This window comes from Vannielia litorea (genome assembly GCF_900142295.1).
Classification (GTDB): domain Bacteria; phylum Pseudomonadota; class Alphaproteobacteria; order Rhodobacterales; family Rhodobacteraceae; genus Vannielia; species Vannielia litorea.
In genome coordinates this window covers 2,064,029-2,089,346 of record NZ_FSRL01000001.1, presented here as the reverse complement: position 1 = coordinate 2,089,346, position 25,318 = coordinate 2,064,029, and the positions used below count along the sequence as shown (strand labels likewise).

General features: G+C 67.5%; 20 protein-coding genes, 1 tRNA gene and 1 pseudogene. 7 read left to right on the top strand and 15 right to left on the bottom strand.

Annotation, left to right across the window (positions count from 1 at the left end; all coding sequences use genetic code 11):
• Positions 1-2: 2 nt before the first annotated feature.
• Positions 3-839: pseudogene (locus tag BUR94_RS10320) on the top strand (ABC transporter permease); the annotation flags it as partial.
• Positions 840-886: 47 nt separating this feature from the next.
• Here the strand turns inward: BUR94_RS10320 and BUR94_RS10315 are convergent.
• The 7 genes from BUR94_RS10315 to BUR94_RS10285 form a co-directional block, all read right to left on the bottom strand.
• Positions 887-1,816, bottom strand: a complete 930-nt coding sequence (locus tag BUR94_RS10315) for an AEC family transporter (RefSeq protein ID WP_074256161.1) — start codon at positions 1,814-1,816, stop codon at positions 887-889.
• Entirely contained in the window at positions 1,813-2,607 is a 795-nt protein-coding gene (locus BUR94_RS10310; protein ID WP_074256160.1) for an MBL fold metallo-hydrolase, read from the bottom strand. Before BUR94_RS10310 ends, BUR94_RS10315 begins: the two co-directional genes overlap by 4 nt.
• Positions 2,604-3,392 carry a TatD family hydrolase gene (locus BUR94_RS10305; protein WP_074256159.1) on the bottom strand — a complete coding sequence of 263 codons (789 nt, stop codon included), beginning with the start codon at positions 3,390-3,392 and terminating at the stop codon, positions 2,604-2,606. The genes BUR94_RS10310 and BUR94_RS10305 overlap by 4 nt, the downstream gene beginning before the upstream one ends.
• A gap of 25 nt (positions 3,393-3,417) precedes the next feature.
• Complete coding sequence (locus BUR94_RS10300) at positions 3,418-4,596, bottom strand: DNA polymerase III subunit delta' (protein WP_074256158.1); 1,179 nt, start codon at positions 4,594-4,596, stop codon at positions 3,418-3,420.
• Positions 4,593-5,222 carry a dTMP kinase gene (gene tmk, locus BUR94_RS10295; RefSeq protein ID WP_074256157.1) on the bottom strand — a complete coding sequence of 210 codons (630 nt, stop codon included), beginning with the start codon at positions 5,220-5,222 and terminating at the stop codon, positions 4,593-4,595. Before tmk ends, BUR94_RS10300 begins: the two co-directional genes overlap by 4 nt.
• A gap of 112 nt (positions 5,223-5,334) precedes the next feature.
• Positions 5,335-6,486: a D-alanyl-D-alanine carboxypeptidase family protein gene (locus tag BUR94_RS10290; RefSeq protein WP_074256156.1), complete on the bottom strand. Its 1,152-nt coding sequence runs from the start codon at positions 6,484-6,486 to the stop codon at positions 5,335-5,337.
• An 87-nt stretch (positions 6,487-6,573) separates the two neighbouring features.
• Entirely contained in the window at positions 6,574-7,674 is a 1,101-nt protein-coding gene (locus BUR94_RS10285) for an SPOR domain-containing protein (protein ID WP_074256155.1), read from the bottom strand.
• A gap of 207 nt (positions 7,675-7,881) precedes the next feature.
• On the opposite strand from BUR94_RS10285, the gene BUR94_RS10280 reads away from it, so the two are divergent.
• A tRNA-Ser gene (locus BUR94_RS10280) sits at positions 7,882-7,971 on the top strand.
• Between the two features lie 86 nt (positions 7,972-8,057).
• Here the strand turns inward: BUR94_RS10280 and BUR94_RS10275 are convergent.
• Entirely contained in the window at positions 8,058-9,608 is a 1,551-nt protein-coding gene (locus tag BUR94_RS10275; protein WP_084192987.1) for a reverse transcriptase domain-containing protein, read from the bottom strand.
• A gap of 747 nt (positions 9,609-10,355) precedes the next feature.
• Here BUR94_RS10275 and BUR94_RS10270 point away from each other — a divergent pair.
• A complete protein-coding gene (locus BUR94_RS10270) occupies positions 10,356-11,018 on the top strand; it encodes a recombinase family protein (protein ID WP_074256153.1) in 663 nt (220 codons plus the stop codon).
• Here the strand turns inward: BUR94_RS10270 and BUR94_RS10265 are convergent.
• The 7 genes from BUR94_RS10265 to BUR94_RS10235 form a co-directional block, all read right to left on the bottom strand.
• A complete protein-coding gene (locus BUR94_RS10265) occupies positions 11,013-12,320 on the bottom strand; it encodes a tyrosine-type recombinase/integrase (RefSeq protein WP_074256152.1) in 1,308 nt (435 codons plus the stop codon). The genes BUR94_RS10270 and BUR94_RS10265 overlap by 6 nt on opposite strands.
• A gap of 538 nt (positions 12,321-12,858) precedes the next feature.
• Positions 12,859-15,291, bottom strand: a complete 2,433-nt coding sequence (ligD, locus tag BUR94_RS10260) for a DNA ligase D (RefSeq protein ID WP_074256151.1) — start codon at positions 15,289-15,291, stop codon at positions 12,859-12,861.
• Positions 15,288-16,124 (bottom strand): non-homologous end joining protein Ku, encoded by an 837-nt coding sequence (ku, locus tag BUR94_RS10255; RefSeq protein ID WP_074256150.1) that lies wholly within the window; start codon positions 16,122-16,124, stop codon positions 15,288-15,290. Before ku ends, ligD begins: the two co-directional genes overlap by 4 nt.
• A 102-nt stretch (positions 16,125-16,226) precedes the next feature.
• Positions 16,227-17,174 carry a YihY/virulence factor BrkB family protein gene (locus BUR94_RS10250; RefSeq protein WP_074256149.1) on the bottom strand — a complete coding sequence of 316 codons (948 nt, stop codon included), beginning with the start codon at positions 17,172-17,174 and terminating at the stop codon, positions 16,227-16,229.
• The gene (locus BUR94_RS10245; RefSeq protein WP_074256148.1) at positions 17,171-18,418 is read right to left on the bottom strand and encodes a DUF3618 domain-containing protein; all 1,248 of its coding nucleotides are present in this window, start codon (positions 18,416-18,418) and stop codon (positions 17,171-17,173) included. Before BUR94_RS10245 ends, BUR94_RS10250 begins: the two co-directional genes overlap by 4 nt.
• Positions 18,411-18,818: a phage holin family protein gene (locus tag BUR94_RS10240; RefSeq protein ID WP_074256147.1), complete on the bottom strand. Its 408-nt coding sequence runs from the start codon at positions 18,816-18,818 to the stop codon at positions 18,411-18,413. Before BUR94_RS10240 ends, BUR94_RS10245 begins: the two co-directional genes overlap by 8 nt.
• Positions 18,815-19,360, bottom strand: a complete 546-nt coding sequence (locus tag BUR94_RS10235) for a hypothetical protein (RefSeq protein ID WP_139301259.1) — start codon at positions 19,358-19,360, stop codon at positions 18,815-18,817. Before BUR94_RS10235 ends, BUR94_RS10240 begins: the two co-directional genes overlap by 4 nt.
• A gap of 462 nt (positions 19,361-19,822) precedes the next feature.
• Between BUR94_RS10235 and BUR94_RS10230 the strand changes: the two genes are divergently transcribed.
• From BUR94_RS10230 to BUR94_RS10215, 4 genes are read left to right on the top strand one after another with little or no spacing between them, the layout of a single operon-like run.
• The gene (locus BUR94_RS10230; RefSeq protein ID WP_175570454.1) at positions 19,823-21,277 is read left to right on the top strand and encodes a glycosyltransferase family 2 protein; all 1,455 of its coding nucleotides are present in this window, start codon (positions 19,823-19,825) and stop codon (positions 21,275-21,277) included.
• 9 nt (positions 21,278-21,286) lie between these two features.
• Positions 21,287-22,204 (top strand): glycosyltransferase family 2 protein, encoded by a 918-nt coding sequence (locus tag BUR94_RS10225; RefSeq protein WP_074256144.1) that lies wholly within the window; start codon positions 21,287-21,289, stop codon positions 22,202-22,204.
• On the top strand, positions 22,201-23,340 hold the full coding sequence (locus BUR94_RS10220; RefSeq protein ID WP_074256143.1) for a glycosyltransferase: 1,140 nt from the start codon (positions 22,201-22,203) through the stop codon (positions 23,338-23,340). Before BUR94_RS10225 ends, BUR94_RS10220 begins: the two co-directional genes overlap by 4 nt.
• Positions 23,259-25,316, top strand: coding sequence for a catalase (locus BUR94_RS10215; RefSeq protein WP_074256142.1), 2,058 nt, complete (start codon positions 23,259-23,261; stop codon positions 25,314-25,316). Before BUR94_RS10220 ends, BUR94_RS10215 begins: the two co-directional genes overlap by 82 nt.
• Positions 25,317-25,318 lie beyond the last annotated feature (2 nt).

Sequence of the window (25,318 nt, the reverse complement as noted above, 5' to 3'; positions counted from 1 at the left end):
CATATGCGACGACGGGCCAGCGGATCTGGTACTATGGCTTCCGGGTGATCTGCGGGCTGATCTTCTTCTTCCTGATCGCGCCGATCCTGGTGATCATTCCGCTCAGCTTCAATGCCGAGGACTTCTTCACCTTCACGCCGAAGATGCTGGCCTTCGACCCGGAAGGCTACTCGCTCAAGCACTACCGCGACTTCTTCACCAACTCCGACTGGCAGCAGGCGCTGCGCAACTCGGTGAGCATCGCCCCGGTGGCGACGATCCTCTCGGTGGGCTTCGGCACGCTGGCGGCGATCGGGCTCAGCTCCGAGCATGTGCCGTTCCGCCGGGCGATCATGGCGATCCTGATCTCGCCGATGATCGTGCCGCTGATCATCTCGGCGGCGGGCATGTATTTCTTCTACTCCCGCGTCGGGCTCCAGGGCACCTACCTGGGCGTGGTGCTGGCCCATGCCGCCCTCGGCATCCCCTTCGTCATCATCACCGTGACGGCCACTCTGGTGGGCTTCGACCGTTCGCTGACCCGCGCGGCGGCCTCCATGGGGGCGGACCCGGTGCGCACCTTCTTCAAGGTGCAGATGCCGCTGATCCTGCCCGGCGTGATCTCGGGCGCGCTCTTTGCTTTCATCACCAGCTTCGACGAGGTGGTGGTGGTGCTCTTCGTGGGCTCGGCGGGCCAGAAGACGCTGCCCTGGCAGATGTTCATCGGGCTGCGCGAGCAGATCTCGCCCACCATCCTCGCGGTGGCCACGCTGCTGGTGGTGATCTCCATCGCCCTGCTGGCCACGGTGGAGATGCTGCGCCGGCGGAGCGAGCGGCTCAGGGGCATGTCGCCGGGCTGAGCGACGCGCGCCGGGATCCTCGGGTCAGGCCCCAGGATGCCGCCCGATCACGGCAGCACCGCGAGCCAGCCCCAGGCGGTGAGCATGGTGAGGCCGGTCGCAATCAGCACGGCGGTGGCGGTGACGCGCTTGGCGCGGTCGTACATGTTGGCGAAGATGTAGGCGTTGAGCCCGGGCGCCATGGCGGCGGTGAGGGTGGCCGAGCGCAGGCCCGGCGTGTCGACGCCGGTGAGATGCGCCAGCGTCCATGTGATCGCCGGGTGCAGGCCGAGCGCCAGCAGGCAGACCATCAGCGCCACCCGGATATCGCCCTCGGGCCGGTAGCGGTAGAGCACGCCACCGAGGGCGAAGAGCGCGGCGGGCAGGCCGGCGCGGCCGATCAGGTCCGCCGCGTCGAGGATCACGGCGGGCACGGGCAGGCCGGTGATGTTGACGGCGAGGCCCGAGAGGATGCCGATGATGAAGCCGTTGCGCCCCAGGTTGCCTGCGATCCGGAGCGGCAGGGCGGAAAGCGGCGTGCCGCGGGCACGGACCAGCTCCATCATCACGATGCTGGTGGTCAGCAGGAGCGGCGCGTGCAGCGCGATGATGGCGTAGTTGCCGGTGAGCGCCTCGGGGCCATAGGCCTTTTCGGTGATCGGCAGGCCGAGCAGGAGCGAGTTGGAGAAGAGGCAGGCGAAGCCGATCACCACCGCGTCCTCCCAGTCGCGCCGGAACAGCAGCCTTGCGCCGGCGATGCCGGCGGCAAAGCTGATGTAGGCCCCGACGTAGAAGGACACCAGCAGCGCGGGCCGGAAGCCCGCCGCCAGGTCGAGCCGGGTCATCGCCGCAAAGAGAAGCACCGGGATCGCGTAGCTCTGGGCAAAGTTCATCAGCCGGTCGGAGGCATCGGGCGGGAACTTCAGCCTCCAGACCGCGAGATATCCGAAGCCGATCACGAGGAAGACCGGCAGGATGACCGAGGTCAGCGCGCTCATGAGGGCAGGGTCAGCACGAGGCCGTCATGGGCGGGGGTCACCCGGGCCGGCGTCTCGGCCTCGACGGCGGCGTAATCCATGTCGATGTGCATGTTGGTCAGCACCGCGCGGGCGGGCGCGGCCCTTGCGATCCACTCCAGCGCCTTCTCGAGGTGCACATGGGAGGGGTGGGGCGTGCGGCGCAGCGCGTCGAGCACCCAGATGTCGAGCCCCTCGAGCACCGGCCAGGCCGCCTCGGGGATGTCGGAGACATCCGGCAGGTAGGCGAGGCCGCCGATGCGGAAGCCGAGCGCGTCGATCCGGCCATGCTCCACCTCGAAGGGGGTGAGGGTGACAGGCCCGCCCGCGCCCTCCACGGTGAAGGGGCCGTCGATGCCGTGCAGGTCGAGGATCGGCGGGTAATCCGAGCCGGGAGGCTGCACGAAGGCATAGCCGAAGCGGGCGATCAGATCATCGGTGGTGGCGGCATCGGCCCAGACCTTCACCCGCGCGCGCATGTTGTAGACCACCATCCGCAGGTCATCGAGGCCGTGGGTGTGGTCGGCATGGGCATGGGTGAAGGCAACGCCGTCGAGCGTGCCGATCCCGGCGTCGAGCAGCTGCGCGCGCAGGTCGGGCGAGGTGTCGATCAACACCCGCGTGGTGCCCTCGGGCCCGTCGCGCTCAACCAGCAGAGAGCAGCGTCGGCGGGCGTTCCTGGGGTTGGTCGGGTCGCACTCGCCCCAGTTGTCCGGCAGGCGCGGCACGCCGCCCGAGGAGCCGCAGCCGAGAATGGTGAAGCGATAGGTCACGCGGCCACCGTCTTGGAAAACAGCCGCTCGAAATTGGCCTGGGTGGCGGCGGCGAAGTCCTCGTAGGCGATGCCGAAGACCTCGGCGCCGACCTTTGCCGTATGGGCGGTATAGGCCGGTTCGTTGCGCTTGCCGCGATGGGGCGGGGGCGCGAGGTAGGGGCTGTCGGTTTCCACCAGCACGCGGTCGAGCGGGGCGGCGGCGAAAATGTCGCGCAGCTCCTGGCTCCTGGGGAAGGCGGCGATGCCGGACATGGAGAGGTAGAAGCCCATGTCGAGCGCGGCACGGGCCAGGGCGGCGCTGGAGCTGAAGCAGTGCATCACGCAGCCGTAGGGGCCGGCCTCGTAGCCCTCGCGCAGGATCGCAGCCATGTCGTCATCGGCGGCACGGGCGTGGATGATGAGCGGCAGGCCGGTCTCGCGGGCGGCCTCGATATGCACCCGCAGCGAGGCCTGCTGCACCTCGGCGCTCTCGGCGGTGTAGTGGTAGTCGAGCCCGGTCTCGCCGATGCCGACGCATTTGGGGTGGGCGGCGGCCTGCACCAGCTCCTCCACCGTCATCAGCGCCTCTTCATGTGCCCGCATCGGGTGGATGCCGAAGGCGTGAAAGACCTCCGGATGCGCCTCCGAGATCGCCTGCACGGCTGCCAGCCCGTCGCGGCGGGTGCAGATGGTGACCATCCGGGTCACCCCTGCCGCCCTGGCCCGGGCAACGATCTCGGGCACCTCGCCGTTGAAATCGGGAAAATCGAGGTGGCAATGGCTGTCGGTTATTTCAGGGGGCATGGGGGCTCGGCGTTGGAGGCAGGGCTCAGAGGCGCATCTCTGCGGCGGCCTCGGAGATTTTCAGGCAGATATCCGTGATGAGGGCCGGGGCGTCAAGGTTGACCGCGGCCCCGGCGCGGGCGCGGGCGCCCAGCGTGGCGGCCAGCTCGGCCCAGGCCCGGGCGCGGGTGGCATCGGGGGCGAGGCGGGCGAGCAGGGCGGCCTCGCCGGGCGCGGCCTCGGGGGCGGGGGCCGATCCGGCGGGCAGCGGGCCGAGCGCGCCGGTGCGGGCAATCCGCGCCAGCAGCGTGTCGATCAGCCGGACGGTAAGGCGGAAACGGTCCTGCGCCGCCCGTCCGCCGCACTTGGCGGCGAGCGCGAGGGTGGCGGGACGGTCGAGCCTGGGCAGATCGCGGAACAGCGCCACCAGGGCGGCATAGAGCGCGAGGCCCTCGTCGTCGATCAGCTGCAGCGCTGTGGCCACCGACCCCTCGGAGAGCGCGGTGAGGGCGGCGCGCTTGCCCGCGTCCTCGGGCGGCTCCGCCCCGGCCTCGCGCAGCGCGGCGATGAGCGCGGCCTCGGAGAGCGTGGCGCAGGGCAGCACCTGGCAGCGCGAGCGGATCGTGGGCAGGAGCGAGGCGGGGGCGTGGGAGATGAGCAGCAGAACCGTGTTCAGCGGCGGCTCCTCCAGCACCTTCAGCACCGCGTTGGCGGCGGAGGTGCTCATCTCGTCCACCGAGTCGATCAGCACCACCCGGCGGGCCTTCTCGGCGGCGGAATAGGCGAAGAAGCGTTTCAGCTCGCGGGTGCTGTCGACGTCGATCACGGTCTTGAACCGGGCCGGGGCGGGCTTTTCGACCCATTTGCGCCGGAGCAGCATCAGGTTGCCCTCGGAGCCTGCCGCGATGCGCCGGGCCACCGGGTGCCCGGGATCCACGGCAAGGCTCTCGGGCAGCTCCGGTTCGCCGAAGAGACCGGCCTCCTGCTCCAGTGGCGTGGCGATGAGAAAGCGGGCGATGCGCCAGGCCAGGGTGGCCTTGCCGATGCCGCGCGGCCCGGTGATCAGCCAGGCGTGGGGCAGGCGGCCCGAGTTGAACGCCGCCAGAAAGCGCGCCTCTGCGGCCTCCTGGCCATAGAGCGTTTCGGTATGGCGCGGGTGCGGGTAGCCGCCAAGCCGATCGGCCTCGGGCGTCTCCTCGGCCAGGCCAAGGGGCGCGGCGCTCATTGCAGGCCCTCCCGGAGGGCGGCGATGACATCTGCGGTGATCTCTTCGGTGGGGCGGCCCGCGTCGATCACGCGGCAGCGGGCAGGGTCGGCCCCGGCGAGCGCCAGAAACCCCGCCCGGAGCTTGAGCTGAAACGCCAGCCCCTCCTCCTCGAAGCGGTCCTCGCCGGAGCGGCGGGCCAGGCCGCGGGCCAGCGCCACCTCCGGGTCCATGTCGAGGATCAGCGTCAGGTCGGGCTCGCGCCGGATGGCCAGGCCGTGCAGCGCATCGACGAAGGCGCGCAGTTCGCCCCGTGCGGCGCCCTGGTAGACGCGGGTGGAATCGGCAAAGCGGTCGGAGATCACCACCTTGCCGGTCGCGAGGGCAGGGGCGATGACCCGCTCGAGGTGATCGCGCCGTGCGGCAGTGAAGAGCAGCGTCTCGGTCTCGCCCGACCAGCGGTCGGGCGCGCCCTCCACCAGCAGCCGGCGAATCTCCTCCGCGCCTGCCGAGCCGCCGGGCTCGCGCGTGAGCACAACCTCGCGGCCCTGGCGCTCCAGCCAGGCGGCAAGCGCCCGCGCCTGGGTGGATTTCCCGGCGCCGTCGATGCCTTCGAAGGTGATGAAGAGGCCAGCGGGCTGCGTCATGGGCGGACGTTATACCGAGGTTTCCGCAGGCGCAAACCCGCGCGCCCCGATCGTCGCAGGCGCGCAGGCAAAAGGGCAAAGCCCGCCGGGGGGGGCGGCGGCTCCCCGGCCGCTACTGCGGGGCGGCCTGGCTGGCGAATTGCTTCATCAGCACGCCGGCGGCGGTTTTCAGACGGGGCAGAAAGCCGCCCTTCGGCACGTCGCGCTCGGCCACCAGCGGCACCGTGATCGGCTCCATGTCGGGCAGGCTCACGGTCAGCTGCGCCACCTCCTGGCCGGCGGCCAGCGGCGCGCGCAGCGGGCCCTCGTAGCTCACCTCTGCCTTCACCCGGTCCTGGGCCAGCGCGGGCATCAGCACATCGAGGTCGCGGGCCAGCACCAGGCCGACACGGGGCTCCGCGCCCATCCAGACGGGCGCCTCGGCGACCCGGGTGCCCTCGTTGGCCACGGTCTTCTGCACGAACTGGCGGAACGCCCAGTTGACGATGTTGATCGCCTCCTGCTTGCGCGCGTCCTCGCTGTCGAGCCCTGTGATGACAAAGACGATCCGCCGGTTGCCCTGCTTGGCAGACCCCACCAGGCCATAGCCCGCCTCCTGGGTGTGCCCGGTCTTGAGGCCATCGGCGCCGATGCCGAGCTTGAGCAGCGGGTTGCGGTTGTTGTGGTTGGTCGGCACACGCCCGTCGAAGGCGAATTCTTCCATGCCGAAGTAGCCGTAATACTCGGGAAACTCGCGGATCAGCCGCAGGGCGAGGATGCCCAGGTCGTGCATCGACATGCGCTGGCCGGGGTTGGGCCAGCCGCTGGCATTGGCAAAGGTCGAGTTCTCCATGCCGAGATCGCGGGCGCGCTCGTTCATCAGCCGGGCGAAGCCGTCTTCGGTGCCGGCAAGCCCCTCGGCGACCACCACGCAGGCGTCGTTGCCCGACTGCACGATGATGCCCTTGATCAGGTCTTCCACGGTCGGCCGGTCGGTGGTGTTGAGAAACATCGAACTACCCTGCATCGCCTTGGCGCGCTCGCTCACCGTGAAGGTGGTATCGAGCGTCACCCGCCCGTCGCGCAGCGCCTCGAAGAGCATGTTCAGCGTCATCAGCTTGGACATCGAGGCCGGCGGCAGCGAGGTCTCGGCGTTCTTCGACAACAGGATCGTGCCGGTCGTCTCGTCGGCGACCCAGGCCGAGGTGGCGCGGGTCTCGAAGGCGGCGGCGGCCGAGGTGGCGGCGGTGGAAATGAAGAGGGCGAAGGCGATGAGCCGAAGCATGGGGGCGGAGGTCCTTTCCTGTCCGGACCCGGCGTGAGGGGGCCGGGGATGGTGCAGGGCGGGCTGGCGTTGCGGCTGAGTCCCGCCTCAGTTGCTCACAAAATACGCGTCCTGGAAGCCCATCGCCTTAACTTTCTCGAGAAGCACCTGCCGATCGGCGGCACTATGCGCAGGGCCGATCACCACGCGCCAGAAGGTCTTTCCGGCGGACTGCTGCTCGTAGACGGTGGGCACCACGCCTGCCTTGCGCATGTTGGCGGCGGTGCGGTTCGCGTTGTCCTCGACCGAGAAGATCCCGATCTGGATGTAGTTCTTGCCGCCCGAGGGTTTGGGGCCGGCGGCCTTGGGAGCCGGCGCGGTGGCGGCGGCCGCCGTGGCGCCCAGCGGGGCCGCGGAAATCTCGGGGGTGGCCAGGCCGGCGGCGGCCGGCGCGATGGGTGCGGCGGCATCGGCGGCGGCGGAGATGGTGGCGTCGGCCTTGGCGCGGCGCTCCTTCTTGCCGCCCAGGCGCTGCCAGAAGCCCTTCTTGGCCTTGGTCGGTGCGGGTTCGGCGGTGGCCGCGCTGGCGGTCTCGACGCCAGGCGCGGCGGCGGCATTGCCCTCGGCCGCGGCAATGGCGGCCTCGGCGGCGGCCAGCGGCGCGTCGAGCGACTGCTGCTCGATAGCCTCGGGGGCGGCGATGGTTCCGGCCTCGGAGGGCGCGGCGGCCATGGCCTCGGCGCCGGGGGCGGTCTCCCGCACCTCCTCGCGCACCAGGGCGACGACGTTCAGCCTGGTCGGCGCGCCGGGCAGGACGCCCAGCGCGTTGGCCGCGTCGGAGCTGACCTGGAGCTTGGGCCCGGGGTTGTCGCGCTCGCGCTTGAACAGGGCGCCGATGACGAACTTGCCGTTGGCCTCGTTGCGGATGATGACCCGCTCGGGCTCGCTCACGTCGGGATGCGCGATCCAGACACCGCCCAGCGAGGGGCGGCCGTCCCACAGGCCGTCTTCATTCTTCGAGAAAACCTCGGGTGCCTCGACATCGCGCTCGACGAGCTTTGTCGCGGCGGGACGGCTGGCCGATGCCGAAACCTCGGCGCCGTCGGCCGTCTTGCTCCCGAGTTTGAGACCTGCCCCGTCCTCGCAGGCCGCCAATGCCAGAACCGACACCGATACCACGCCGAGTTGCAGGAGTTTGCCCTTGCCCATGCTTCGCCCCTTTGTCCGCCTCCGGTCGGGTCGTTGCCCGCCAAGGCCGAATTTGCCGCCGGTTTGTCCGGCTGAACTGCTCTCGAACGTCACAATACATAGGTGGAGGCTGCATGGAAACCCGAGATGTTGCGCCCGAGCAAAAATCGGCGTGACCCCTGTTGCCTTTTCCGCGCCGCCGAGGTTTGTGGGCCCGCGACCGGCGCCGGAGGAGTGGCAGAGTGGTCGAATGCACCGGTCTTGAAAACCGGCGTGCGTGAAAGCGTACCGTGGGTTCGAATCCCACCTCCTCCGCCACCAAGGCAGAAATGACCTATCTATCTGTTATCGTTGTGTATTTCGCGCTGCTCCGCGCCGCTTCCACACACACCCTCCACACACGCTTAGTAGTCAAAGAGGGACCCGATGTCGGAGTACCGGTTGTAGTCAGGCGCTTGGACGTCTTCGAGGCCAAACGTGAAGTAGTGCTTACGTGCGGCTCGCCAGCCCCGGACTAAGCTAGGCATCCTTGCGTCGGGAGGTGGCTCGTCATCTCGCCAAGCACGAACATCCAGCCATTCGCCTGTTGCGAGTTGTCTGTTACTGGGCGTCGGGCATGATACTCCGTGCAACGTCCCTAACCGTCTGTTTCGGTGTGCCATCGCGCGTCGAACTGTGCTGAGCATCCACCCGTCGATTTCCCGCATGGTCGCAGGCTCGTCAATGAGGCAGTAGAAGCCCATCAAGCCCTTCATGCTGGTCAGTCTACGACCGCCTTCGACGAAACTCCTGAGTTCCTCCTCGCTCAGCCCTCCATACAAGGAGTTTCGCAGCTCGTAGATCAATCCAAGGAGGTCCCAGTCGTACACAGGCGAAGTCACTGAGGTGCGCGATGTGTTGAACCCGGCGAGGAGGTACTGGTTCAGGTAAATGTGGGTGAGCCTAGACACTCGGGACTTGATGCGCCGTGCTGCTTTGTTCGTAACCGAGAGGCCACTTGTCGAAAACCTGTAGCCAAGGTAGTCGAAGTGCCCGTAAGTCCGCATCTCTTGCTGGGTGTTGGCTATGATTGCGATCCCCGGTGACTTTGCTTCGTTGATCTTCAGTCCGCTTGCGTCACAGTGTCTGTGGAAGCACGCCTCGAGTTGTTGGGCTTGTTCATAGGTCGAGCAGAGGGCTACCACATCGTCAGCGAACCTCACGAACTTCCCAGCTTCCGTAGACAGCGCGGTGTCTAGGTCGTCGTTGGCGAGGTTGGCGAGCAGTAGGGAGACGGAAGATCCCTGCGGGGTTCCCTTGTGTCGGCGCTTCTCTGGACCCGTCGCGTAGTCACTTGCGAGGCGAGACCGATGTCTCAGGAAGCGGTTGAAGATGTGCTTTTCGTGGGGAGTAAGGCTGATTTCATTCGCATCGTCGAGTTTCGCCTCGATGTAGCGAGTTGGTATCAAGTCGAAGTACTTCTCGAAGTCGATCTGAACAGCGAAGAGGCGTCCGTCGTGCGCAAACTCGCGCAGTGACAGCACGGCATCGAACACATTCTTGTCGGGGTGGTAGGCAAACGATGCTGGGGACAGGCGTTTCAGGTTGCGGTCTCTGGTCCGCCGTAGCACCACATTAGCCAGCGCGGCATCCGGTATGGAGAAAGCCATGACCGGTCTCGTCGAGCCATCTGGCTTCGGCAGAAGGTGCTCTGCCGCGCAGAGTGGGTCGTAGGAGTAGGTCAGGACCTTGTGCCAAAGCGTCTTGGCCAGGAAGTTGGCGTTTCGAGCGCAGTAACGTGGATCGAAGTGTCTGTGGGGATGGCTTGTGACGGAGGGAGTTGGCAGCCCCGCAGCAACGCCAGTTCTCTTCTCGAACTTCCGCCGGTGGGAAGCCTCAACTCTGGCTTGCTTAGCGGCCCTCTTGAAAGCCCTAGAGGCAAGCCGTTTGATCTCAGCCTTCAAGGCGTTCTGCATACTGCCTCAGCTCGTTTATCGGCGGTGGAGCTGATAGTCAGGGGTTCCACTAGGAGGCTCACCTCCCAGCGTCGTGGTTACCGTTTCCAGCAACAACGCCATCAGCGACTTGGCCGCCCGGTACTTTGCTCCACCGCCTCGGCTACTACGCCACTGACTAAAGTGGCTAGACTTGCCCGACCTCTACGTCAAGCTCGCGTTCGGCTGAGGAGCTGCACTCCGATTGAGTTCCCCCATTGCAGAAGAAACACTTCTGTGGGGGCCTCTCTGGGGCAACTGCAAGCTCAAGATCACCTGATCGCCTGCTGTTGAACCGAGCCACTCCTATCCAGATCACGCCGAAATCGTGGGGGGTAGGGGGGCATCTGGGGATACAGCTCAAGACCCCTGACCTGTAGGGTAACTATAGGGAGACTGTGGGGACCTGTGGCTATCCCTCCCCCCGCCCTTCACCTATCCAACCCCTCACCTCACTGTAGTTCCCATGGCTCCACCAGCGCTTGCTGTGGGGCCTTTGTCGTTCACCCAGCGAGCTATAGCACCGCGAAAATCTGAGCCGGTATCAATGGTAGGCGGTGACGCTGTATCCCCCCCCGTCCAAGTATGGGCCGAGGGTGTGTCCTGAACGAATGCCATGCCCGGGGGGGGGGGGGCTCGCTTTGTAGCTTTGTAACGGTCACAACCTACGTTGACGTTTGCAACGGTTCGCTCTACTTGTCGTTTTCGACAGGCAAGGGAGACGACGAGATGAAGCACTACGTGACGTACAAGAGGGTCAGCACGTCGGAGCAGGGCCGGAGTGGGCTCGGCCTCGATGCGCAGGAGCGCGACATTCAACTGTTCCTTGAGACCTACTCAGATGTCCCGTTCGAGGTCTTGGGGGAGTTCACGGATGTCCTCAGTGGTACCGACGACGAGCGACCAGAGCTGGCGAAGGCCATCGAGCTGGCGAAGAGGACAGGAGCGGAGTTGCTCATCGCGAAGCTGGACAGGCTGTCCCGCCGTGTGTCGTTCATCTCGGCCTTGATGGAAGATAGCAAGCTCTCGCTTCGGGTGGCGCAGATGCCCTACGCCGACAAGTTCCAGCTGCACATCTATGCTGCCCTCGCCGAGCAGGAGAGGGACTTCATCAGCAAGCGCACGAAAGCTGCCTTGGCAGAGGCCAAGCGTAGAGGCGTGGTGCTTGGCGGGATGCGTGACGCCACGATGAAGCGCAACGAGGCGGTCAAGGCTAACGCCCAGCGCCGTGCGGAGAAGGTCGAGGGAGTAGTCGTACCACTCCGTCAAAACGGCCTGTCTCTCCGCGCCATTGCGGAGGAGCTTAACCGGGTGGGCGTAAAGACTGCCAGAGGCGGTCAGTGGCAAGCCTCACAGGTGAAACGGGTACTGGAGCGGCTGGACGCCTCATGATGCTCTGAGGGCCCTCTCCGTCGCTCTCAGGGCGTCCTCTTCGTCACCCCTCAGGGGATACTTCAGGACCTCGAGTGCGTCCCTCTTCGTCTCGAATGGAGCGCCGCCGGAGTAAAGACCGTACGTCATGGTCGGGATGTCGTGGCCGAGGATGCGAGCGCTCACGGCTTCAGGGACGCCTGCCGCATCAAGCTGGGTGGTGACGGTCTTCCTCAACGAGTGGAAGACGAGGCGATGATCATAGCCAAGCCGGGTCTTCAGGCGACCGAAGCGCTTACCTACGGCGTTCGACCTGTCACCGTATTTGTTGCTCGTGAGGCCGCCTAGGACGAAGCCGTCCTTGGAGGATGCGCACAGGGACTGCAGGGAAGCATTTAGGCTGCTGTGGATCGGGACCTCCCTCCATCCGGCCTCCGACTTGGCGTCCTCAATCATGAACCGGTCGGATGCCACCTCGCTGGCCTTCAAGGCGCAAAGCTCCTCAATCCGGCACCCTGTCCACATGCCCATCCAGATCAGCGATGCAAGGCTTCGGTCATTGTCCGAGAGCGAGGCATGGAGAAGTTGCACCACGTCGCTGTCAGTAAATGGTCTGCGCTTGTCTGCGACCTCGCTCTTCGACTTCCTGGCCGCCCTTGGCACAACGTCCCGGAACGGCTCCTTGTCATCGGCAACGACGTGGGTGCGTTGCAGATGCGCCCAGTAGCCTCGACAGGCCGAGATGATGCGCCGCACAGTGGCTAGCTTAAGGCTCTCAGCGCGGTGGAGGTGATCCACCCACTGCAGAACGGCCTTCCGGTCGATCTTCTGGAGGACCCTGAAGCGTGTGCTGAGCCGCGCGAGGTCAGAGCGCTTCATGTCGATGGTCTTGGCTTCGTTGTCGAGTGTGGCGAGCCAGTCTTCAACCAAGCTCGCCGTCTCGGTCCACTGCCCTGTAGCGAGCTTGAAGAACGGCCTCCCGGCACCCGGTCGTGTCCCTTCGAGTTCTTCTGCCTTGTCCTGTAGGATCATCTCCAGCGCTAGCCGCTGCTCATCGCTAGCCGCTCCATCCAGCTCGGCGTTCCACTCGGCAGCGACGTCTCGAAGGTCTTGGAGCGGCTGAGCATTGCCTGACCGGACAGCCTCAAGCTCAGCCTTCCACTTGGCGACAAGGAGAGGGGCACGTCGCTCAGCGGCACTGAGGCTATCTGTCTCCAAGCTCTGGACGAAGCGAGGCTTGCCGCCGTACCGAGGCCGAAGGCTCTTGGGGATGTCGAGGACGGCATACCAGCGACGACGACGCTGCTGCAGGTACTTGGGCAATCAGTTTCTCCACACACGTTTCCCACACACGTATGCAGTCCTAAGTTACGGGAATACAATGGTTTCATTGGCTTACGTCACGTGAGCGGAGCATCCCACCTCCTCCGCCACCATCACCCTTTCGAACCCATTTAGGCCGTCCGACCGGGGCGAAATTTCTCCTGTTTTCAAAGGGGTTTGCCGGATGGGTGCGAACCGCTGAGACCCGGGTGTGCAGCGTTTTCCGTCTCTTAATGGCCTCTCGTCTCTGGTCGGGCGAACCGCGTCGATTCCGGTTCGGTCGAAAATTGCCTCGCTATTCCAATGGCCTGACTCGCGAACCCGCCAAAACTGCGCCCCGATGCCTTTGGCCTGCAGCGAGTTCGCCCAGTCGTCGCGTTCTTCGATGAACGGCACCTCGATCCGGGGCACGCCCAGGTTGACCGGAAGGTGGTACGCCGCGAAGTCGTGGTTGGCGATCTGGCCGTGGCGCGCGGCGGGCGCGGGAGGTTCCGTGGACCGGGGGTTTGGCCGGCCTGACCGAGCGGCAGGCAAGGGCTCAGGCCCAGGCTTCGAGCGCTTCGACCGCGGCGGCGCCGATGCTGCCGAGCGGGGCGTTCTCCAGCGGGCAGGGGGCGGCGAGGCGGGCCTCCATGTCGGCTGCGTGGAACGCGTCGGCGGAGGTCAGGCGGTTCAGCTCGTCCCAGGTGACCGGCACCGCCACGGCGGCGCTCTCGCGGGCACGCAGCGAATAGGGCGCGATCGCCGTGGACCCGCGCTCGTTGCGCAGCCAGTCGATGAAGGTCCGGCCCTTGCGCTTGGCCTTGGACATGGTGGCGGTGTAGCGGTCGGGGTGCCTCTCTGCGAGGATCTGGGCGAAGGTGCGGGCAAAGAACTTTACCGTGTCCCACCCGGCCACCCGGCGCAGTGGCACGATGACGTGCGCCCCCTTGCCGCCGGTGATCATGGGCACGCTTTGCAGCCCGCAGGCGCCCAGACCCTCGCGCACCTCGGTGGCGGCGGCCTTCACCGCGTCGAAGCCGAGCCTCTCGTCGGGGTCGAGGTCGAAGACCATCCGGTCGGGGCGTTCGATCCGGTCGCGGGCGGAACCCCAGATGTGAAACTCCAGCGTGCCCATCTGCGCCGCGCCGATCAGCCCCTCGGGGGTGGTGACATACATGTAGTCCTCGGTGGCGCCGTCCTTCTCCTCGATCGGCATCGACCTGACGGCGGAGGGAAAGCCCTTGCCCGCGTGCTTCTGGAAGAAGCAGTCGCCCTTGAGGCCGGAGGGGCAGCGCAGGAGCGAGAGCGGGCGGTTCGCGGCGTGGGTCAGCATCCGCTCGGCCACGCGGGCGTAGTGGCGGGCGACATCAGCCTTGCTCAGCCCGGCCTCGGGGTAGACGACCCGGTCGGCGCTGGAAATGCGCACCCTGCCCACCTGTTCTTCCGCGCCATCGGTCTCGGCCTCTTGCTTCGCGCTCACCTCGCTCGCCTCCTTGTCTTCGCGCATGCCCTTGAACACGCCGTGGCGGATGCGGCCCTCGCTGGTGAATTCGGTGTACTCGACCTCGGCCACCAGATTGGGGGTGACCCACCGCGCGTCATCGGCCTCGGAGGGCAGCGCGCCGTCGAAGGGCGGGGTCTTTCGGGCGAGGGGTTGCAGGGCGGCGCCGATCTCGTCGAGGGCGTCCGCGTCGAAGCCGCTGCCGACCCGTCCACGGTAGACGAACCGCCCGCCCTCGCGGCTGCCGAGCAGCAATGAGGCAAAGGAGCGCCCCCGCCTGTCGGAGGGCGACCAGCCACCGATGACGAACTCGGCGCGACGGATGCACTTGGACTTGATCCAGGCGCGCCCGCGCCCGCCGCGATAGGGCGCATCCAGCCGTTTGGAGACGATCCCTTCGCCGCCCGCCTCGCAGATCGTGGCGAGCGCCGCGGCGCCGTTGCCCTCCAGCACGGGGCTCAGCCGGAGCGGGCCGCGCGGAGGCAGGGAGGCAAACAGACCCTCGAGCGCCTTGCGCCTTTCGGTCAGCGGCTTGCCGGTCAGGTCGGCTCCATCGAGGGCCAGGCAGTCGAAGGCATAGAAGATGAGCGGGTCGCCGGACTTCAGCGCCGCCTGAAGCGCCGAGAAGTCATCGCCCGCGCCGCCCGCGACCACCTCGCCGTCGATCAGCGCGGCCTCGCAGGGCAGGGCATCGACCGGGTCGCGCAGGGCGCCGAAGCGGTCGGACCAGTCCTTGCCGTTGCGGGTGTAGAGCCGCACGCCGCCCTTGCCCACGGCGATCAGGCAGCGGTAGCCGTCGAGCTTGGCCTCGTGCTGCCAGCCGTCACCCTCGGGCGGGGCATCTGCCAGCGTGGCCAGTTGAAGCTTGCGGAAGCGGGGCAGGGGCTTTGCATGGTCGGCGGGGCGGAGGGCGCTGCGGTCGGCGGCGATATCGCGCATCGCACGGCCGGTGGTGACGCTGGTGCGGTGCCGATTGACCAGCGCATCCGCGCTGCGCCCGGCGAAATCGTCGCGCTCCTTGATGAGCAGCCAGTTCTCGCGCTTTTCGCGCTTCTTGCCGCGCATCCGCACCAGGGCCCAGCCCCCCTTCATGCGCGCGCCGTGGAGGCGGAAGTGCAGCTTGCCCTGTTTCAGCCCCTCGGCCACGGGGTGCATCGGCTCCCACCAGCCGGTGTCCCAGAGCATGACTGTGCCGCCGCCGTACTCCTTTTGGGGGATGGTCCCCTCGAAGCTGCCGTAGCTGACCGGATGGTCCTCGGTGCGCACTGCAAGCCGCTTCTGGCCCGGGTCGGCGGAGGGGCCCCTGGTAACGGCCCAGGACAGCAGCACGCCGTCCCATTCGAGGCGGAAGTCGAAGTGCAGGCGGCTGGCATCGTGCTTCTGCACGACGAAGCCGGGCTGGCGGCCTCCGGCCTCCACCAGCTCGGCGCGCGGCTCGGGGGTGACCGAGAAATCCCGTTTGGCCGCATATTCCCGAAGCTGGCTCATGACGCCCTCTTCTTGCGCCCGCCCGTGCTCTTGCTCGTGTCCTTGCTCTGCTTCAGGCTCTTCTTCAGCGCATCCAAGAGGTCCACCACGTTTTCACCCTCGGGGCGGTCTTCCTTGTCTTCCGCCTTCGCGCGCGGGGTCTTGCGCGAGCGCATCTTGCGGGAGATCAGGTCTTGCAGCGCGGCGGCGTAGTGATCTTCGAAGGCGGAGGCGTCGAAGGGGGCTGTCTTCTTTTCGATCAGCTGGGTGGCCACCTCGAGCAGCTCCTCGTCGGGGGCGTCGTCCTCGATGCCGGAGAACAGCGGGTCGGCATCGCGGATGTCCTGCTCGTAATGCAGGGTCTCCATCAGCAACCCGTCGCCGCAGGGCCGGATTGCGCAGAGGTATTCCTTGCCACGCATGGTGAGCTGGCCGAGCCCGGCCTTCCTGGTTTGGCGCAGGGCGTCGCGCACCACGCGGTAGGCGTCTTCGGCCAGCTCGTCGGAGGGGACCACGTAGTAGGGCCGGTCGAACCAGATCGGGGCGATCTCGGTGATCTCGACGAACTGGCTCAGCTCCAGCGTCTTTTTCGTCTCGAGCTTGATCGCGTCGATCTCGTCGGGCTCCAGCAGGATGTAGTCGCCATTGTCGGTCTCGTAGCCCTTCATGATGTCGGAGGTCTCCACCGGTCCCACCCCCTGCACCACCTTCTGGTAGCGCACCGGCTTGCCGGAGGGCTTGTGGATCTGCCTGAAGGACACCTTGCTGCCGGAGTTGCGGGCCGAGTGGATCTCTACCGGGATCGCCACCAGCGAAAGCCTGAGCTGCCCCTTCCATATCGCGCGTGACGCCATGTGATGTGCCCTTTCGATCTGTTCCGCCGCCGCCTGCGGTCAACGCGGGACCAACGCGGAGCGGGGTGCAAAGTTTCCGGTTCGGTCCGCCCCTCCGACGGATCAACTGGCCAGGGTGTCGGCCTTCACCGCGCCGCGGGCGCCCATCGGCATGGGCTGGCCCACGGTCGTGTCGACCCGCGTCTGCGCTTCGGTCTCGGCGTTCAACTCGGCCCCGAGCAGGACCAGCAGCGCCGAGATCCAGAGCCACATCAGCAGGATGATGGCCCCGGCGAGAGCGCCGAAGGTCTCCTGGTAGCTGCCGAAGTTCTGCACGTAGACAGCAAATCCGGCGGAGGCCACGACCCAGAGCACCGTTGCCAGAAGGGCCCCCGGGCTGAGCCAGCGCCATTTGGCCGCCGGTCGGCTGGGGGCGAACCGGTAGAGTGCGCTCAGGCCCAGCGCCGTCATCAGCAGCAGGACCGCCCAGCGCACCAGGCCGATGAGCACCTCGGTGGTCGGCCCGAGGGTGAGGATCTGCAGCAGCGAGGGCAGGATGATCGTGGCCGAGAGCCCGGCGATCATGCCCACGACAAGAAACAGCGTGAGCCCCAGGCGGGTGACGGTGAGGGCCACGAAGCCGCGGGTCTCCTCCTCGTCGTAGGCGACGTTGATCCCTTCGATCAGGCTGCCGACGCCCTTGGAGGCCGACCAGATGGCCAGCCCGAAGCCGACCAGCGCCGCCAGCCCCAGCCCGCCTTCCTCGCTGCCGGTGACCGCGGTGGCCTGGCCGATGATGATCTCCGCCGCGGCCTCGGGCACGATGGCGGAGATGGTCTCTATCCGGCTGATCACGTCGTCCGCCTCGAAGAGCAGCCCGGCCACCGCCATGAGCGCGGTGATGGCCGGGAACAGGGCGAGCAGCCCGTAAAATGCCACTCCGGCTGCGATCAGGCTGAGGTGGTCGGTGCCCATCTCCGCCCAGACCCGCTTGCCGATAGTCAACCATCCGCGAGCGGGAATGTGGCGGGGACGTTCGGCGAACTCGCCGGTGTCGGCAGGCTCGGTCATCCGGGCTTGCCGAGCTTCTGCCGGTCGGCCTCGTCGGTTGCGGCGCTCACGACGCGCTCAGCACCCTCGCGGACCTGATCGGCCAGGTGCTCGGCGGCAGATTTCGAACCGGGCGCCGAGGCGTCGATCTGCTCGCGCTTCTCGTCGGCAATCTCCTTCGCGGTGTCCAGCGCACGCTCGGCCACCCGGGTCGCCTTGCGCCGTTCGGCATGGAAGATGCGTTCGGCCCTGTCGAAGGCTTCGTCCGAATAGGCCCCGAAGGCGCGGTCTTCCTGGCGGGTGCGAGGGAGCGCCCCGGCGAGGATTGCCCCGGCGGCCAGCGCGAGCCCGCCCACAACGAGCGGGTTCTGCTCGTAGAAGTCGGAGGCTGCGTCGACCCCTTTCCGGGCACGTCGCCGCACCGCCTTTTGAGCCTTGAGCGCGGCCCAGCGGGCGGAAATCACCCGTTCGCGGGCCTCCTCGGTGAAGTTCTCGGTGCCCATGGCGAGGCGTTTGCGGATGCGACGCGCACGCTCGGCCGTCGACCGGCCCGCCGCGGCCGCGGCATCGCGGGCCGACGCGGCGCCGCTGGCAAGGCCGCCGGCTGCAGAGGAGACACCCGCTCCGATCCCGGAGGCGGCCGACTTCGCGGCGCCTGCCACGGAACTGCCTGCGCCGCTCACGGCCTCTCCCGCCGACGACGCAATGTCGCCCACGCGTGTGCCGATCCCCGGTCCGGCGTTGGTGGCGGCGTCGTCATCGGTCTCGTCGTCCCAGTAGTCGTCGTCCTCCGCCCAGAGCCAGTCGTCCTCGAGGGGATGATCCATGCCGACGGAGTCGGTGGGGGCAGGGCGGGCGCGCCCGGCGGGGGTGGCGGGCATGCCGTCGGGGTCACTGGCATCCGGCGCGGCATAGGCCCGAGCGGCCTCGCCCGAGTTGCGACCTTTCCAGGGGGTGTCGGGCATGCGGTCGCGCGCGGCGCGCACGCCGTCCCTGACGCCGTCGCGGGTTTCATCCCACGACTTGCCGCTCATCAGCCAGGCGAGGCCGATGCCGGTCAGTGCCAGGGCGACCGGATTGCGCTTGACCGACTGGGTGATCGCGGTGCCGATGTCGCCGCCGTGCTCCGAGAAGCCACGGCCCACGTCGCGCAGGATGCGCTCGGGCGAAAAGCGGTCTTGCAGGGCATCCACGGTCTGCCCGAGGCGGGCCCGCTCGCGCTCGATATCGCGCTCGATTTCATTGGGGGTTCTGGTGTCAGACATCGGTCCGGTCTCCCTTGAGAGCGCGGGCATCGCGCTTGAGATTTTCAGCAGTGCGGGTGGGCGCGAGGCTCGAAAGCTTGAGGTCGCTGGTGCCCTTGGCGACGAGGATCGCGGCGACGACGCCGAGCGCGACGCCTACGATGAGCGCGGACCAGCCGGGCTCGATCCCGGCTTCGGTCAGCCCGGCGACCACGGCCGCCGACAGCACGTTGAGCGCGGTGAGCGCCAGCACGACGGCGGCGACCAGCAGGCCCACCGCGGTGACGGCGCGGCGCAGGTTCTGGTCCAGCTCGGCGCGGGCGAGGTCCACCTCGTTGCGGACCAGCGAGGAGACATGCTTGAGTGCCTCGCCGATCAGGGAGCCGGTGCTTTCGGGGGCGTTGGGATCGGTAGAGCTCATGATGTTTCTCCGGTTGCCGGGGCACGGTAGGGGGAGGGCTGCTGGCGGATCGCGGCGTCGAGGGCCTCATCGTCCTCGTCGTCATGCCAGGGATCGCCGAGGTCGACTGCGGGGCCCGCCGGAGCGGCATCCCGCTGCGAGGCCCGCGCGAGGCGGGTGCCGGCGAAGCCAAGCAGCGCCGCACCGCCCAGGAAGGCCAGCGGGTTGTTGCGCGCGAAGGTCGACAGGTCACCGGCGACTTCGCCAAGGTCCTTGTCGCGCACCTTGTCGGAAAGGTCGGCCAGCGCGGTGGCCATCCGGCCGAAGGTCCGCTCCTGCGGCGAGCCCTTGTGCAGCTCGTCGGCGGCACGGCGCAGGGCATTGCCCACGCCGGAGATCTCGTCGGCCACGGTGGCCTTGCCGGCCTCGGCACGCTGCCCGGCCTCCGCCATGGCCTTCTCCTTCAGGTCCTGCACGGTGGACAAGGTCTCGTCGCGCAGGTCCTTGACCGTGTCCTTCGCGGTTTGCGTGCTGTCTCGGGATTGTTCGGGTGTGTTGGTCATCTTCTGGGTCCTCTCCATTCGGCTCAGGCGACGAAGTTCAGAACGGCGACAACGATGACCAGCAGTCCTACGGCGTAAATGATCGTGTGCATCGGTGTTCCTCCGGTTGGTTGTCTCACTGACGCGTGAACCCGGGTGAAGGTTCCGACCGGGAAAGGTTCCGGGCGTTCCCCACCGGGAGTTCGCCGGGCAGTCTGCTGCAGCGGATGCGCGGGGCGGCAGAGGCAAGAAACCCGGCTGGCGGTTCGTTCGGCCGGCGTGCAAGTCACTGATTTTAATTCGAAATAATCCGGCACCGTTGGTGACCAGCGCTGCGGTGCCGATGCGGGTCATCAGGCCGCCGCGGGGCCTCAGCGCATGTCGGATAACAAATGTTGTGGGAACTGCCGCTTCGGCGCGCGGTTTAGCCCGGACTATGCCGCTTGCCCGGCAACAATCGAAAATTCACGCGGGAGGAAATCGATGCTCAGGCTCGATAGCCGAGGTGTATTCCTCGCTCTGATCGGTCTTGGACTGATCCTGCCAGTCGTTGCACTGGTGGTCGTCGGAATGGCGCTGGTGGCGCAGGCGGCTCTGGCCGCGTTGCACCTGATGGCCGGGACGAGAAGCCCGCAGGGGGCCCAGACTTGCGACCGCTCGGCACATGAAGGTCCTGTGCGGTTCTCCGTTCATGTCGCCGCGCACGAGGAGCCCGCGGACCTGGTCATGCGCACGGTCCTGGCGCTGTCGCGCCAAGTGGATGCTCCGGCCTTCGAGGTGATCGTCCTGGACAACAACACCCGCAATCCTGCCCTGTGGCAGCCGGTCGAGGCGCTGTGCCGGGAGCTCGGCCCCGAGTTTCGCTTCTATCACGAAGAGGGCGTAAAGGGTGCGAAGGCCGGGGCGCTGAATATCGCGCTGGCGCGCACCGATCCGCGCGCCACTCATATCGTGGTCGTGGATGCCGACTACGAGGTGGCGCCCGATTTCCTGGCGGTTGCCGCCGGGGAGATCCGCCGCTGCGGCGCTGCGTTCATCCAGTTCCCGCAAGCCTATCGCAGCGACTCGGGCGAGGCGGCTGGCATTTCGCTGGAGCTGGCGGATTACTTTCTGCGCCATGCCCGTCGGGCCGAAACCGCCGATGCCATGCTCCTCACGGGCACGCTCAGCGTGATTGCCCGCGGCCCCCTGGAAGCCATCGGCGGCTGGAGCGACCGGACCATCACCGAGGATGCCGAGCTGGGCCTGCGGCTCCGGCAACAGGGATACCGGGGCCGATACATCGACCGGGTCGTCGGGCGGGGTCTGCTGCCGCTCGACCTGGCCGGCCTCACGCTGCAACGCTATCGCTGGGCCTCCGGCAACCTGCACACCATTCGCCGGGGGCTGTCGGGCCTTCCGCTTCGCGCGGCAGTGCATGTGGTCGCGCAACTGACGGCCTGGGCCAGCCTCGCGCTGCCGTTCGCGGCCGGCCTCATCGGCGGCGGATTGCGGTTGGCGGCCACTCCGGACGACCGCCCCGCCGGCTGGCTGGCGTCGGCCTCCGGGCTTGGCCTGGCCCTGGTCTTCGCCACTGCCGCCCTGCCGCTCCTGACGGCGATGCTGGCCAACGGCAGGCCCGGGCTCGGCACCGTGTGGGCGGCCCTCTCGTCCCGCATCGCCCTGCTTTTGCCCTCCGCCGCGGGCACCGTGGACGCCCTGCTTGGCCGGGCTGGTGCCTTTTGCCGGACATCCAAGGATGTCGGCAGCGCGACCGATCGGCCCGGCGCGGTGCTGCCCGCCCTCGCGCTGGCCGGTGTGGCGCTGCTGGCGGTTCCCGGCATGCCGCTGTCCGGACTGCTGGGTGCGGTGCTGCTCATCCTGCCCTACCCCCTCGCGCGGGCGACCTGCACCCGGCTCTCGGTCTATCGCGCGTCCCTCGTTCAAGCCCAAGTCTAGGAGATCGTCATGTTGCCCAGCGTCACCATCGTCATTCCCACGTTCAACCGAGCCTCCATCCTGCCACAGGCAATCGACGCCGCACTGGGGCAGTCGCACCCCGCAACCACGGTGCTGGTCGTCGACGACGGCTCGACAGATGCCACCGGCGAGGTGCTGCGCGGCTACGCCGACCACCCCCGCTTTGTCGGCGTGAGCCTTGCCCGCAACGTGGGGACGGCGCAGGCCAAGAACGTGGGCATCGCGCTGTCGACGAGCGATGCCGTGACCTTTCACGACTCCGACGACATCCCGCATCGCGACAAGGTGCTGCGTCAGGCGCGGGTGATCGGCAACGAGAACATCGGGGCGCATCCCTGCCTGAACTGGCGGCTTGCAGGCCGCGAGCCCGACACCCGCATCCAGGTTGGCGGGGTGTTCACCCACCACGAGCTGATCCTGCCGGACGGCGAGCGGGTCGAGATCCGCCGCACGCTCTCGCTGGTGGACGACTTCTTTCCCAACCTGCAGATGGCCGCCGGGGTGCCGGGCGACTGGACCCATGTGAATTCCGGCCTCTTTCACCGCTCGGTCTTCGATCGCCTCGGCGGCTTTTCGGACTGCATCGAGGAGGACAGGGAGTTCCGCAACCGGCTCATCATGGCGGGCGAGGTGCTCTGGGTCATCCCGGAGCTGCTGCTGACCAAGATCGAAACTCCCGACAGCCTGACCCAGCAGGGGGCGACCGACTACGACAGCCCGCGGCGCAAGGCCGACCGGCTCCGGGTCTGGGACGCGGTGGGCCGGTGGTTCGAGACCCGCGAGGTCGAGCCGTGCCCGATCGACCTGTCGCAGGTCCGGCTGAGCAGCTGCACCAATCCCGGGCTCTGCGACCCCGCCGCGCTGGGCGAGCTACGGGGCGGCGCGATCGCGGAGCGCGTGGCGTGAGCCGCGCCATCACATTCGTCGATCCGCTGGCTCCGAGAGGATACAGCGGCGCGCCGGGCCAGCTGGAGGGCTTGGGCGGCACCGAGGCGACGCTCGTGCGTGTTTGCGAGGGTCTGTCCTCGCGGCTCCAGATCATGGTTCGCCAAAGGATGCGGCCCGATCGTGCCGACTGGTGGAGCGGGGTCGGATATGCAGGGCTCGACCTGAAGAGGCCCTTTCCGGAAGCGCCCGGCACCATCGTCGTGGTAAACTCCTGGAAGGTCGCCCTGAAGCTGGCGAGGTTGCACCCGGCGTCCCGTGTCATCGTCTGGCAGCACGTCTTTCCGGGGCGCCACAACCGCGCGCTCGCCCCCGACCTGGCTGCGGCCGGCATCGAGGTGCTCTGTGTCTCCCGCAGCCATGCCGAGTGGCTGAGGCGTTTTGTCGGCGGAGGGCCGGCGCCGGCCATCGGCCATGTCTGCAACCCCATCGACGACGCGCTCGCGCCCGACGACACGCCCCGCGACCCGGATCTGCTGCTCTTCGCCAGCTCGCCGCACAAGGGTCTCGGGCAGGTGCTCGAGCGGTTCGAGATGTTGCAGGCGGAGTGGCCGAGGTTGCGCCTGGCGATTGCCGATCCGGGATACCTTGCCTGGCCGGTCGGTCGGATGCCGGCCCGCGTGCTGCCGCTGGGACGTTTGCGACAGCCGGAGCTGATCGGCTGGATGCGACGCGCAGCTTGCCTGTTCTACCCGCAGGGCCAGTTCGCCGAAACCTTCGGCCTCGTCATCGCCGAAGCCAATGCCGTCGGCTGCCCTGCCGTGCTGCAGCGCGGTCTTGGCGCAAACGACGAGGTGGCGAGTACTGCGGCGCAGTGCATCGACAGCTCCGACCCGGATGCGCTGCGCCGGGCCGTGGCCGGGTGGCGAGATGCCGCCAGGCGCCCTTCGGAGATCCGGGTGCGCCCGGAGTTCCGCTTTTCGCAGGTGCTCGCCAGCTGGGTGGACCTGCTCGTACCAGGGGCCGCAACGCGCCCCTCCATTACCCCTGTTCCCAGCCCCGAAAGGTTCACGACATGGCAAGAGATCTCGACACCGACCACACCGGCTCCGGCGGCGAACCCCACCAGGTCGCAGGCGATCAGCGCGACACGATGACCACCCAGGTCGGCATGCCCATAGCCGACGACCAGAACTCGCTGAAGCTGGGCGACCGCGGGCCGCATCTGCTGGAGGACCAGATCTTCCGCGAGAAGCTCTTTCACTTCGATCATGAGCGCATCCCGGAGCGGGTGGTGCACGCGCGGGGCTACGGCGCCCACGGCACCTTTGAGCTGACCGACGACCTCTCGGACCTCACCCGTGCGAAGGTGCTGACCGAGGTGGGAGAGAAGACCGAGGTCTTCGTTCGATTCTCCACCGTCGCGGGCAACAAGGGCTCTGCCGACCTGGCGCGCGACGTCCGCGGCTTTGCGGTGAAGTTCTACACCAAGGAGGGCAACTGGGATCTCGTGGGCAACAACATCCCGGTGTTCTTCATCCAGGACGCCATCAAGTTTCCCGACCTGGTTCATGCGGCAAAGCAGGAGCCCGACCGCGCCTTTCCGCAGGCGCAGACGGCGCATGACAACTTCTGGGATTTCATCTCGCTCATGCCCGAGTCCATGCACATGGTGATGTGGATCATGTCCGACCGCACCATTCCGCGCTCCTTCCGTTTCATGGAAGGCTTCGGCGTGCATACCTTCCGGCTCGTGAACGCAGAGGGAAAGGCGAGCTTCGTCAAGTTCCACTGGAAGCCGCGGCTCGGCGTGCAGTCGGTGCTCTGGGACGAGGCGGTCAAGATCAACGGGGCGGACCCGGACTTTCACCGCCGCGATCTCTGGGAGGCGATCCAGGCGGGGGACTATCCACAGTGGGACCTGGGTGTGCAGGTCTTTGATGACGATTTCGCCGAGAGCTTCGATTTCGACGTGCTCGACGCCACCAAGCTGATCCCCGAAGAGCAGGTGCCGGTGCGGATCGTCGGCACCATGACCCTCGACCGGATGCCCGACAACTTCTTTGCCGAGACCGAGCAGGTGGCCTTTCAGACCGGTAACATCGTGCCCGGCATCGACCACTCCAACGACCCGCTGCTGCAGGGGCGGAACTTCAGCTACCTCGACACCCAGCTGAAGCGCCTCGGTTCGCCCAACTTCAACCATATCCCCATCAACGCGCCGCGCTGCCCCTTCGCGCATTTCCAGCAGGACGGGCACATGGCCATGCACAACCCGCGTGGCCGGGCAAACTACGAGCCCAACAGCCACGGGCTCGGCCCGCGCGAGAACCCCGAGCGCGGCTTCCGCTCCTACGAGGCCGAGGAGGGCGGCGCCAAGCGCCGAGTGCGGTCGGAGAGCTTTGCCGACCACTACAGCCAGGCGCGGCAGTTCTATCTCAGCCAGACCCCGGTGGAGCAGGACCACATCGCCGATGCGCTGGTCTTCGAGCTGTCGAAAGTGGAGATCGTGGCGATCCGCGAGCGGATGGTGTCGCACCTGCCCAACATTGACGCGGAGCTGGCCGAGAAGGTTGCCGACGGGCTCGGGATGGACTTGCCGGACGCCGCCACGCCCGCGCGCCCGGTGGTGGAGACGGAGCCCTCGCCGGCGCTGAGCATCCTGGCCAACCCGCCCGAAACCCTGAAGGGCCGGAAGCTGGGGCTGCTGCTCACCGACGGGATCGATGGCAAGAGCGTGGATGAGTTCAGGGCCGCGGCGCAGGAGGCGGGGGCGATGGTGGAGATCATCGCCGAGAAGGTCGGAGGAATCACCACCAACCGCGGCCGCACCATTGCTGCGGACCAGAAGCTCGATGGCGCGCCCTCTGTGCTCTACGATGCGGTGGCCGTGCTGGCGAGCGACGAGGGGGCGGAGAAACTGGCCGGGATGCACCCCGCACGCAGCTTTCTCGCCGACGCCCACGCACATCTGAAGTTCATTGGCCTTTCCGGACCGGCCCTGAAAGCCTTCTGGCCGAAGGCCGTGGTCGCCGAGCCCGACGAGGGTGTCATCGCGCTGGATGAGGCCGATGGTGCAGGCAACTTCATGGAGGCGTGCAAGGCGCTGCGCTTCTGGGACCGGCGGCCATGATC